Here is an 11,085-nt window from a genome sequence, read left to right on the forward strand (position 1 = left end):
CCATCCGCGCGGCGAGTGCATCGCCGATGCGCAGTCCGTCGGCGATGGCGCCGACGCCGGAGGGGTCGGCGGTCAGGGCGAAATCGTCGCCCGGGCGAGCCGCCGCGACCAGCCCGTCATCGGTGGCTAGGTCTACGACCGCCATCCCGGTCGCCGGGGGCGACCTAGGGACGCGGCAGGCGGGTCGGATACCATACTGACCGCCGCCGCCTGGCGCCGCCAGGGGATGTGAGAAGTCTCCGCCGCCGGAGGGGTCGGCGGCCAGACCGATGACCGCGCCGGAAGCGGGATCAAGCTCGACGCGCAGCCACGCGGTCTCCAGGCGCAGGGGCGGCGGGTTGTCGGCGGCCTTCGCGGCGCCGGGAAAGTCGCTGCCGGCCGCTACCGCGCCGGCGAGCGCCAACGCGCAGAGCCATCGCCATCGTTTCACGCGGTCCTCCCGCTGCCGCCTAGCCAGCGGCCCGATTCGCTGGGAGGGGACAGTTCCTTCCCGCCAGGGCCTGGGCGCTACGCTGGGCGACTGGGAACTGTCCCCTCGCGCCCTGTCCCCTCGCTACCCGGCTCGGAGGCGGCGGCCTCTTTCACTTTGACGCGCATCTCGGCCTCGACGTTGTTGCCCGCCTGGTCGAACGCCCGCACCTTGAGGTCGTGACCGCCGGCCGCCAGCTCCGCGGTCTCCACCTTGAACGAGACCCGGCGCTTCCCCGCCACGCCTTCAATCATCGCCGCCGACCACTCCCCGTCATCCACGCGGTAGTCCACCCCTTGCACCGGGCTCAACTCATCCCATGCCGCGCCGCGCAAGCTGACCACGCCTTTGGCGCCGACCGCAAGCGTGTGGCGCAGCAGCAGCACCGAGGGCGGCGTGTTGTCCACCCACACCACGCGCCGGGCATCGCCCTCGAGCGCCGCGCCGGGGTTGGAGCGGCGGTCGCTCGCCGTCACCCGCAGCTCGTAGGCGCCGTCGGTGGACTTGGCGGTGTCCCAGGAGTAGGAGTCGCCCTCGAGGTCGCGCTTGAGCTCGGTCCACGCGGCGGCGCCGTTGGCCGAAACCGAGATGTCGTAGATCAGCTTGTCGCGGTCGGGGTCCTTGCCCTTCCACTTGATGTCAACCGTCTCGCGCACCCGCTCCGCGGGCTTGGGGGCGGAGAAGGTAACGGTGGGCTCGGAGTTGGGCGGCAGGTAGTTCACCTCCACGTCACGCACGCGCGGGGTGACGCCGGGCTGCTGCGCATCGAGGACGACGCGGTATTGCAGGAACCGGGCCGGGGGGCTGAGGATGTCGGCGACGCCGTCGAGGGCGGCGAGGGCGGACCACGGGCTCCAGTGGTCGTCGGGGTCGGCGCTGTTTCCGGAGCGGGTCTGGAACGAAGCGGTGGTTTCGGCGGGGAGCTCCACCGCGCAGCTCAGCGCGCCCCAGCGCGTGCCCGGGGGCGCCGACTGCGGCTTGGAGATAAAGGCGCCGTGCGCCGCATAGCCGGGGCCGATGCGCACGAGCGCGGCGGGGTTGCTTTCGGCCGCGAGCACCGCCCCCTGGCCGTCAACCGTGAGCGCAATCGCCTGCCCCTGCTTGGGCTTACGCAGCACGCGCGCGGTCTTGCGTTCGGGGTCCACCTGGTAAACGATGGCGTCCTCGGCCGTCACCGCGTAGAGCGTCCCCTGCGGGCCGGGCGCGATCGCTGCCAGCACTTCGCCCGCGGCCGTGATCACCGACTGCGCGCCCTGCCCCGGCCGCAGCCGGATGATGGCGGCGCTGCGCGCGCTGCCGGCGTAGAGGGTGCCGTCCGCATCTGTCGCCAGCGAGACTATCGCCTCCTGATCGGAGTCATAGGCCACCTTCGCGCGGCCGCCGGCGTCCACCGCGTAGAGGACGCCGGCGTTGCCGGTGCCCGCGTAGAGCAGATCGCCGGTCACCGCCAGGGCATAGACATTGGTCGCGGGCAGCTGGGTCAGCAGCCGCCCCGGGCCCGCGCCCGGGCCGCTCTCCCCCGTCGCAGTGATGACAAAGACCTTGCCGTGGGGACCCGTGCCCGCGTAGACCGCCCCGTCGGGCGCGCTGACCAGCGACCACACCGTCGCCTCGCCAGTCGCGAAGTGCTCGCGCACCCGCCCGTCATCGCCCAGGGCCACGACGCGCCCGCCCGGCGCGGCCCCCGCCAGGATGGCGCCCTGCGGGTCGGCGGCCAGAGAAGTGATGATGGCGGCGCCGGTGTCCCACGTCTGCATCACCTCGCCGTCGCCGGACAGCTTGCGCACGCGGCCGCCGGGGGCGGTGGCGACATAGATCGCCCCATCATGGGCGAGCACCGCCGTCAGCACCGGCTCGTCGAACTGCGCCACGACCCGCGGCCCGGGAGCCAGGGTCAGGGCGCCGTCGTCGTCACAAGCGATGCCGTCGAACTCGCCGCCCAGGAAGTCCGCGCGCTTGCTGTGCGTCCATAGCGACGGCGCGCGGCCGACCGGCTGTGCTTGCTTGGTCTCCTCCTTCTCCGGCTTCCCGTTGGCGGTCTCCTCGTCCGCCTTCTCTTCGGCGGCGTTGGCGGCAACTGCGCGATTGGGAGCCCCCGGCGCCGGGGAGGAGGCGGCGGGCGGCGAGACGGAGACCGCGGATGATGCCAGCTCTTCGCGTTGATCCTCCTCGGGCTCCGGCTGCTCCTCTCGCGGCGGCTGCTTTTCGGGAGGACCGGGGCGGCTCCTGGGGCCGCCCCGCTTGGCGGCGCCGGGCTTGCCCTCGATCTCCACCGATATGACCTGGCGTCCCTCCAGCACCCACTCGCAGGGCAGCGACGCCTGCAGGTAGTCGCCCTGGGGAGAAACCGTGCCGGAGCGCGCGTTGAGCAGCAACTCGGCGATGTGGCTGGGGAGGGCCGGCACCCGCTCCCCTTCCACCGCCACCCCTGCCGTCGGCAGCGCCACCAGCGCCACCAGCTCATCCCCGCGCTCGGCGGTCTGGTAGATGTCAATCAATTGCTCGAGGTTGAAGGCGCGCCGTCGCGCGAGACCGAGCATCGGCCGCAGTTGATCTATTTCGTTGCCGCCCGCCACCCCGACGCGGAGCGGTCCGTCGGGCAGGTCCGGCGGCAGCCGGAGCTGCAGATGCTTGTCAACGGGGTCGCCCTTGAAGGGCCTCAGCCGCACCCGCAGGTCGAGGGTGTCACCCGCCTTGATCTTGCCGGGCTGGGCGCTCAGGTCTTCCACGCGGGCGGTCTGGTGCTGCTCGGTGAGGCGAACCGCCACCCGCACCGCCTTGACCCGCACCGCCCCGAACTCGTTGTCCATGAACGTGCTCATGGCGGGCAGGATATCCATCAGGGGCACCACCGCCGCGTCTCCCGAGCTGAAGCAGGTATCGGTGCGGCGGATGGTCTGGTTCTCGCCTTCGATCTCGACGCGGACCCGGGCGGTGCCCTCGCTGACGTGCTCCCAGGCGCGGTCAATCGCGCTCATGACGACGGTCGCCGCCAACCAGGGCGCGAGCTCGCGGTGGGGAGCGATCTCGGCGTTGAAGGTCTGCTCGAGGTCGCGGCCGGGGTCGCTGACGGTGACGGCGACGGGGATAGTGCGGGCGGGCTCGCCGATGATGCCCGCGACCGCCCACATGCCGTCCTGCGCGAGGCGCCCCACCGGGCGGCCGGCGGCGCCCATCTTCATCCCCGCCAGGTAGCTGGGGACGATGGCGTTGATGTAGGCGGTGGTGAGGGTGAAGTCAACGTCGCCCATGGCCAGCATGGGATGGCCGAAGGCGAGCACCTGGTTGCCCTCGACGTAGGTGACGGTGCCGATGCCGGTGACATCGAAGTCGCCGCGCACGAGCTGGACGCCGACGGCGGCGCCGGGCCGCAGGTCGCCGCCGGGGAAATCGGCGCTGCCGCCCACGCCCTGCATCACCGTTGCGCCGAAGGGGCGCAGCAGCTCGCCCAGGCGCTCCATCGCGCGCGGCGACATGCCGGAGGCGAAGAGCAGGGCGCCCAGGGGGCGCAGGGTGAGCGTGCCCGCGGGCTCAGCCGCATCACCCACGGGGGGTGCGGGGGAATCGAGGATGTGCACGCGCTCCATCGCGCGCCCGCCGATCACCGGCGGCGCGGCCACTTGCGTTTCCGGCGCGCGCGGCTCGTCGGCGGGGCGCTGCGTCTCGGCCGCCAGCGCCTTGAGCATGTCGGCGATGGGGGTGATGCCGGCGATCGGCTCCTTGGAGAAGCCCCAGGAGAAGGCGATGGCGCCGATGAGGCGGCCGCCGATGTAAACCGGGCTGCCGCTCATGCCCTGGAGGATGCCGGACTGGCGCTCGACGAGGACGCCGTCGGTGACGCGGGCGAGGATGACGTCGCCACCGCCGCGCACCTTGGGCAGCACGCCCAGGATCTCGAGGTGGAAGTCCTCGATGGCGGTGCCGTGAAAGACCGTCTTGGCGACGGCGGTCATGCCCGGGCGGATCTGGGAGGTGGGCATGAACTCATGCGCATCGGCGACGGGCGCGCCGGCGCCGGTCGCCGGCAGCAGGATGGACAGCGACAGGGACAAGGCGGCTAGGTGCCAGGACCACCGTGGCGGCCCTGCGGGCCTAGTCACATGCCTTGCCCGCCCCAGAGGCAGGATTCCTCGCATGCAGCGCTCCTCTACTCGTGATGCCCGCGCGGTGGCGGGCGGTCATGCGCCAATCCCTTTCGGCAATGCAGGAGCGTCGGCCATCCTGCCGCTGGCGGCGATCATCTCCGATACCTCCACCGGGCGGCCGCCTTGCTCGGCCGATCGCAGGGCGGCGTAGAAGACCGCGGTTTTCTCCAGCAGCACCTGGTGGGGCACCGGCTCGACGCCGGTGCGGAAGAAGCGGGCCATGTGCCTCAGCAGCGAGTCGTAGGAGACTTCGAAGCGGATCTCCTTTCCCTCGCGCTCGGCCCCAAACATCTTCAGCCGGAATCCATACCAGCTTGCGCCGGGGCCGATCATCTGCATCACACCGCGGGCGGGGCCCACCGGCGCGTCGGCGCCGTACTCGACATAGACCACGACCGGGGCGCTGGCGAGGTGCGGGTGTTCGGGCGTCCGGTCGAGGCTGACCGCTTGCACCCTGCTGATGCCGGTTCCCAGGACGCTCGTCAGGCACGCGATCGCGTGGGGGAGGTAGAAGACAAGATGGTCAGTGGGCCCGGTCACGGTGAACACCGCGAGGGGGCCGATGTCGGCGAGCTGCCGCTGCGCCCGCCTGGCCGCGGCGGTGTGAAAGAGAGCGGAGGCGGAGTAGATCTTCGCATGGTACCGGCGCGCCAGGCGGACGATTTCGGTGGCCTGCTCCATGCTGCCGGCGAAGGGCCGATTGAAGAAGACGCGCTTGCCCGCCTCCAGGAACGGGCGGCCGAGTTCGAGGTAGCGCTCAGGGAAGAGCTCGGTGATGAGGATGCCCTCGACCTGCTCTCCCGCTTCCCAGGGTTCGCTGACGCGCGTCGCCCCCACGGCCGCCGCCGTCGCCGCGGCCGCCTGCGGGTCCGCGTCCCAGACGTTCGCTGGGGTCATGCCGAACTTCGCGCCTTCCGGCCGGGACAGCAGGTCCGCCCAGATTCTGCCGTGGCCTCCCTCCGCACAGCCGACTATCCCCAGTCGGATCGCCCGTTTCATTTCGCTGTTACCCCGCTGTTCGATCAAGACCAGGGGCCTGCTTCACCCGGCGGGAGACGGCGTCAGCCACGGCGGGGCGGCCATCGTCATGGATGACAACTGTCTCGAGCGCCCGTTGCGGCCGGCGCGGTTGCGGGCAAGGCATGCCTGGCCCTACCGCTGCTGCTCCGCGACCACCCGCGCGATGAACTCGATGGCGCCGCCGACGGTCTTGACCTTGACCGCCTCGTCCTCGTCCATCTCGATGTCGAACTCGTCCTCGAAGGCGGCGATGAGCTCCATGCTCTGCAGCGAATCCGCGCCCAGGGTCGCCACGAAATAGGCGTCATCGGTGACCTTGGCGGGATCGGCCTTGAGCTGCTTCGCCACCACCTGGCGGACGCGATCGGCGATTGCATCGTCGGACATGGCAACTCCCTCTTTGAATACGGGCTGCGCGCTCGCGTCGCCGGCATCGCGGGCGCGGGACGCGAACCGCTATCTGCGCGCCTTGCGTATGGCTTCGTTTCTCTCCGTCTTGGTCATCTCGCGCACAGTGCGCAAGAGCTCGATGTCGTCGGCGGTCAGCTCGACCCCGCGGCGCCCCATGGCGGTGCGCGCGGTGGCAATGAAGGCGTCGAACCCCCCGCCCTTGGCGACGTGGCCGTTGTAGTACCAGGCGAAGGAGGGGATGTACTTGGGCAGGATCTCGGAGCCGCCGAGGATGAGGCAGCCGACGCCGACGATGGTGCCGGTATTGAACAGGGTGCCGATGCTGGTCTTGGTGTGGTCGCCGATGAAGCAGCCGACCTTGATCGAGCCGGAGTCCACCAGCTCGCCGCGGAGGTAGAGCTCGACGTTGCCGTAGTCGTTCTTGAGGTCGCTGTTGGTGGTGAGCGCCCCCAGGTTGACCCCCTCGCCGACATAGGCGTGCCCCAGGAAGCCGTCGTGATACTTGTTGGAGTAACCGTGGATGATGCTCTCCTCGACCTCGCCGCCGACGCGGCACATGGGGCCGATGGCGCAGCCCTCGCGGATCTTGCCGCCGACGATGTGGGTGTCGGGGCCGATGCAGCTGGGGCCCTCGATGCGCGTGTGGGGGAAGACCTTCGCCCCCGCCTCGATGATGATCGGGCCGCCGTGGGTGTCGAGCACCACCAGCGGGTGCACCTGCGCCCCGGGGGCGACATAGACGCGATCAGCGGGGCCGTAGATCACCGACATCTCGGCCATTTCCCCGCGCACGCCTTTCTGCGGCAGGGCCTCGAAATCAGCCTCGATGCACTTGCCGTTGTGCTCGATGAGGTCCCAGGGATAGCGGATGAGCGTCTGCGGCGCGGGCACGGTCTTGACCTTCTGCCGCGCGCGCGCCAGCAACGTCACCGCGTCCGGTGCGTCGAGCGCCTCCGCAGTGGCGGCGCTCAGGCGCGCGTACGCGACGTCATCGCCGGACATACCGATCTCGTCGTCGCCCGCAGCCGCCGGCCAGTCGCCGAGCGCCAACATGCGCCCGTTCACCAGCAGCAAGTCGTCGCCGCGCAGCGCCGCCGGGTCGTTGACCGGCGCCCCCGCGACGCGCCGATACACGGGCGCGAGGTGGTCGCGCGCGAAATAGCAGTGGGCGCGCGGCCCTATAGGCCACGCGGGGCCAGTTTCGCGACTTCTACAGGAAGTCGCGCCCGCATGTGCGTATCCCCGCAGGATGCGCTCGCGCAAGCTGACTGCCCCGCAGCGCAGCTCAAAGGTCGGCCGCACCAGGTTCATAGGCGCCAGGTCCTCGACCTTGGCGTCCTCGAATATGCAGATCCTCATTCACACCTCCGCTATCGCTCGCCCGCCATCCCGCCGCCGGCGGACACCGCCTGCAGGGCGTCGCGGGCGATGAGCAGCTCCTCATTCGATGGAATCACGAGCACGGCGATGGCGCTGGTCGGCGCGCTGATGAGCGCCGCCTCGCCCGCGCACGCCTGATTGCGCGCCGTCTCCAGCCCCAGGCCCAGGCTCGCCAGCCCGGCGCAGACGCGGGCGCGGATCTCGGGCGAGCGCTCGCCGATGCCGCCGGTGAAGACCACCGCGTCGGCCCCGCCCAGCACCGCCAAGTAGGCCCCGATATACTTCTTCACGCGGTAGGCGAAGACCTCCAGGCACGCCCTCGCGCGCTCGTCGCCCGCGGCCGCGGCCTGCTCGATGGGGCGCAGGTCGTTGCTGATGCCGGACAGCCCCAGCAGGCCGCTGCGCTTATTGAGCAGGTCATCAATCTCGGCCATGCCCAGATTCAGGTGCCCCCCCAGGTAGAAGAACAGCCCCGGGTCGAGGTCACCCGAGCGCGTGCCCATCGGCACCCCCTCGAGCGGAGTCATGCCCATGCTGGTGTCCACCGACGTGCCGCCGGCGATGGCGGCGAGGCTGCAGCCGTTGCCGAGGTGGCAGGTGATGAGCCGCAGGTCGGCGGGGTCGCGGCCCAGCATCTGCGCCGCCCGTGCCGCCGCGTAGCGGTGGGAGGTGCCGTGGAACCCGTAGCGGCGGATGCCGTGCTCCTGGTAGAGCTCGTAGGGGATGGCGTAGAGATAGGCCTGGCGCGGCATGGCGTGATGGAAAGCGGTATCGAACACCGCGATGTGGGGCTGGTCGGGGAAGCGCCGGCGGGCGATCTCGATGCCGGCGAGGTTGGCGGGGTTGTGCAGGGGCGCGAGCGGGATGGTGTCGCGGATGGCACGCATCACCTCGTCGTCAATCACCGTCGAGGCGATGAAGGCCTCGCCGCCGTGCACCACGCGATGCCCCACCGCCGCCAACTGCGCGCGCCCATGCAGCGGCGCGTGCGGCGTCTCCACCAAGTGGTGGATGATGTGGCCGAAGGCCTCATCGTAGTCGGCGACGCGCTCGGCCCAACCCTGCTCGCGGCCCGCGGTGCGCTGCGAGATGTAGGAGGTCTCCTCGCCGATGCGCTCGATGAGGCCGCGCGCGAGGGCGCTTTCGTCCTCCATGTCGAACAAGCGGTACTTGACCGACGAACTGCCGCAGTTGATGACCAGCACGAAGCTCATGGGGCGCCCCCGGTGTCGCCCCGGGGCCGTCCACGGGGGCACCGTCCCGGCGCCGCCTGCGCCTGCACCACGGTGATGGCGGTCACCGCCACGATGTCCTTGATTCTCGCCCCGCGCGACAGATCATTCACCGGCAGCGCGTAGCCCTGGAGGATGGGCCCGATCGCCCGTGCTCCCGCCAGGCGCTCGGTCAGCTTGTAGGCGATGTTGCCGCTGTCGAGATCGGGGAAGATGAGGACGTTCGCCCGGCCCGCCACCGGGCTGTCGGGGGCCTTGGACGCCGCCACCTGCGGCACCAGCGCCGCGTCCGCCTGCAGGTCGCCGTCGTAGATGGTATTGGGATCCATCTCCCGCGCCAGCTCCACCGCCTGGCGCACTTTATCCACGCGCGCATGCTGCGCGCTGTCCCGGGTGGAGAAAGAAAGGAAGGCAACCCGCGGCTCCACCCGCAAGAGCATCCGCGCGCTCGCCGCCGAGCTGACGCCGATGGTGGCCAGCTGCCCGGGATCGGGGTCAATGCTGACCGCGCAGTCGGCGTAGATCAGCGCCTCGCGGTCGTCCAGCGGCTCGCGCAGCGCCATCAGGAAGAAGCTGGAGGTACAGCGACACCAGCTCTGGGCGCCGATCACCAGCCCCGCCGCCGTGAGCAGCGCGGCGGTGGTATGGCTGACGCCCGCCACCATGCCGTCCGCCTCCCCGGCCTCGACCATCGCCGCCCCGAAATATAGCGGGCGGCGCAGCATGCGCCGCGCCGCGCTCGCGGCCAGCGTCTGCCGCCGGGCGTAGCGCGCCGCGTAGCCGTCGAGCTCGGGGGATGCAGTCGGCTGGATGCATGGGATGTCGCTCGGCGCGCCCTCGGCGCTCTTCACCAGCACTATCGGGCGGGCGATGCCGGCGGCGGCGACGCGGCGCGCCGCCTCGCGGATGCGCTCATCCTCGCCCTCGGGGAAGATGATCGTCCGCGGGTCGGCCTGGGCCTGTTTGACGATACGATCGAGCAGCTCCATGGTCGCAGCTTACTTCGTCCACTCCAGTTGCAGCTTGGCGGCGGCGTCGGCGACGGTGATCCAGGTGACGTTGTCGTGCAGCTGGAGGGCGCTGGCCGGCACCGCGGCGGTGACGGGGCCCTCGAGCGACTTGGCGACGGCGTCGGCCTTGTTGTCGCCGTAGGTGAGCATGATGATGCGCTCGGCCTCGAGGATGGTGCCGATGCCCATGGAGATGGCCTGCTTGGGCACATCCTCGAGGCGCTCGAAGAAGCGCGCGTTGTCCTTGATCGTGGTCTGGGTGAGGTTGACCACGCGGGTGCGCGAGGCGAGCGACGAGCCCGGCTCGTTGAAGCCGATGTGGCCGTTGCTGCCGATGCCCAGCACCTGGCACTTGACGCCGCCGATATCGTCCATCATCTGCTCGTAGGCGGCGCAGTGGGCCTCGAGGTCGGGCGCCAGGCCGTCGGGCACGTGGGTGAAGGCCGGGCTGATGTTGACGTGGTCGAACAGGTTCTCATTCATGAAGCGGCGGTAGCTCTGCTCGTGGGTCGGCGGCAGGCCGACATACTCGTCGAGGTTGAAGGTGATGACGCCGGAGAAGTCGCTCTCTCCCGCCTGGTTGAGGCGGATGAGTTCCTGGTACAGGGGAATCGGGCTGCTGCCGGTGGCCAGGCCGAGCACGAAGTGCGGCCGCGCGCGCATCTGCTCGGCGATGAGCGCGGCCGCCCGCCGGCCCATCTCCTCCTTGGTGGGAACGATGATGACTTTCATGGCGACGCCTCCTTGTGCGGTTGCCGGTGGTGCCTCAGTGCACGCAAGGCGGGGCGCGCCCGACCTGCGGCCCGCGTGTGCGACGCGGCCTGGTCTCGACAGCATGGAGCCAGGCGCGAACGGACACGCGCCTGGGCGGCGGCAGAGAAACTCACACGCCGCCGGGCGAGCGCATAATGTACCACGACGCCTGTACCACGTCAAGCTCGCCCTCAGGGTAGGTGTGAACCCGGAGCGTTGGTATGCGCAAGCCCATGTGGCACACCCGCCCTCGGGTGTGGGGGCGCCGCGTCGGCGGCGCCTATTCACGGGCGAGAGCGCCTGTGGCACATCCACCGTTTGACGGCCTCACCTCTGCGTGATCTACCCTACCGACAAAGAAAGTTCACACCCCTCAGGGTGGTATGACCGCGAAAAACTGGCATCTCGGAGGAGGCACTCCTCTCCCTGCCAGAGCTTGCCCTGAGTGGCTAGGTCGCGCCGCGACCGCCGCCTGGCTAGGACCTTCGGCGGCTAGGCCTAAAGGCCGCCGTGGCGGGCAAAGCCCTGGTGTTGCGTCAACGATGAATTGATGGGTGTTCTTCGGGGTCGCACCGGGCGCGACACAGGTAGGGGCAAGGCATGCCTTGCCCCTACGGGCGGCTTCGCGCGATTGACATCGCGCGCCCAAGGAATCCCTCGAAACA

8 protein-coding genes are annotated in these 11,085 nt (G+C 70.4%); all 8 read right to left on the reverse strand.

Annotation, left to right across the window (positions count from 1 at the left end):
* Positions 1–430 (reverse strand): hypothetical protein (locus VM221_00035; protein HUT73210.1); only part of this gene is annotated, 430 nt, incomplete at its 3' end.
* A 77-nt stretch (positions 431–507) separates the two neighbouring features.
* The gene (locus VM221_00040; protein HUT73211.1) at positions 508–4,521 is read right to left on the reverse strand and encodes a SpoIVB peptidase S55 domain-containing protein; all 4,014 of its coding nucleotides are present in this window, start codon (positions 4,519–4,521) and stop codon (positions 508–510) included.
* 126 nt (positions 4,522–4,647) lie between these two features.
* The gene (locus tag VM221_00045) at positions 4,648–5,613 is read right to left on the reverse strand and encodes a Gfo/Idh/MocA family oxidoreductase (protein HUT73212.1); all 966 of its coding nucleotides are present in this window, start codon (positions 5,611–5,613) and stop codon (positions 4,648–4,650) included.
* A gap of 153 nt (positions 5,614–5,766) precedes the next feature.
* Positions 5,767–6,021 carry an acyl carrier protein gene (gene acpP, locus VM221_00050; protein ID HUT73213.1) on the reverse strand — a complete coding sequence of 85 codons (255 nt, stop codon included), beginning with the start codon at positions 6,019–6,021 and terminating at the stop codon, positions 5,767–5,769.
* A gap of 69 nt (positions 6,022–6,090) precedes the next feature.
* Positions 6,091–7,404 (reverse strand): putative sugar nucleotidyl transferase, encoded by a 1,314-nt coding sequence (locus tag VM221_00055; GenBank protein ID HUT73214.1) that lies wholly within the window; start codon positions 7,402–7,404, stop codon positions 6,091–6,093.
* An 11-nt stretch (positions 7,405–7,415) separates the two neighbouring features.
* Positions 7,416–8,639 carry an acetate kinase gene (locus tag VM221_00060; GenBank protein ID HUT73215.1) on the reverse strand — a complete coding sequence of 408 codons (1,224 nt, stop codon included), beginning with the start codon at positions 8,637–8,639 and terminating at the stop codon, positions 7,416–7,418.
* Positions 8,636–9,646, reverse strand: a complete 1,011-nt coding sequence (locus VM221_00065) for a phosphate acyltransferase (GenBank protein HUT73216.1) — start codon at positions 9,644–9,646, stop codon at positions 8,636–8,638. The genes VM221_00060 and VM221_00065 overlap by 4 nt, the downstream gene beginning before the upstream one ends.
* Before the next feature lie 9 nt (positions 9,647–9,655).
* Positions 9,656–10,399 carry a glucosamine-6-phosphate deaminase gene (gene nagB / locus VM221_00070; protein HUT73217.1) on the reverse strand — a complete coding sequence of 248 codons (744 nt, stop codon included), beginning with the start codon at positions 10,397–10,399 and terminating at the stop codon, positions 9,656–9,658.
* Positions 10,400–11,085: the final 686 nt, after the last annotated feature.

The sequence above is a fragment of the Armatimonadota bacterium genome (assembly GCA_035527535.1).
Classification (GTDB): domain Bacteria; phylum Armatimonadota; class Hebobacteria.

Bases quoted from the DNA above. Each gene is read 5' to 3' on its own strand.
- VM221_00045 (HUT73212.1), bottom strand. From the start codon at position 5,613: ATGAAACGGGCGATCCGACTGGGGATAGTCGGCTGTGCGGAGGGAGGC.
- acpP (HUT73213.1), bottom strand. From the start codon at position 6,021: ATGTCCGACGATGCAATCGCCGATCGCGTCCGCCAGGTGGTGGCGAAG.
- VM221_00055 (HUT73214.1), bottom strand. From the start codon at position 7,404: ATGAGGATCTGCATATTCGAGGACGCCAAGGTCGAGGACCTGGCGCCT.
- VM221_00060 (HUT73215.1), bottom strand. From the start codon at position 8,639: ATGAGCTTCGTGCTGGTCATCAACTGCGGCAGTTCGTCGGTCAAGTAC.
- VM221_00065 (HUT73216.1), bottom strand. From the start codon at position 9,646: ATGGAGCTGCTCGATCGTATCGTCAAACAGGCCCAGGCCGACCCGCGG.
- nagB (HUT73217.1), bottom strand. From the start codon at position 10,399: ATGAAAGTCATCATCGTTCCCACCAAGGAGGAGATGGGCCGGCGGGCG.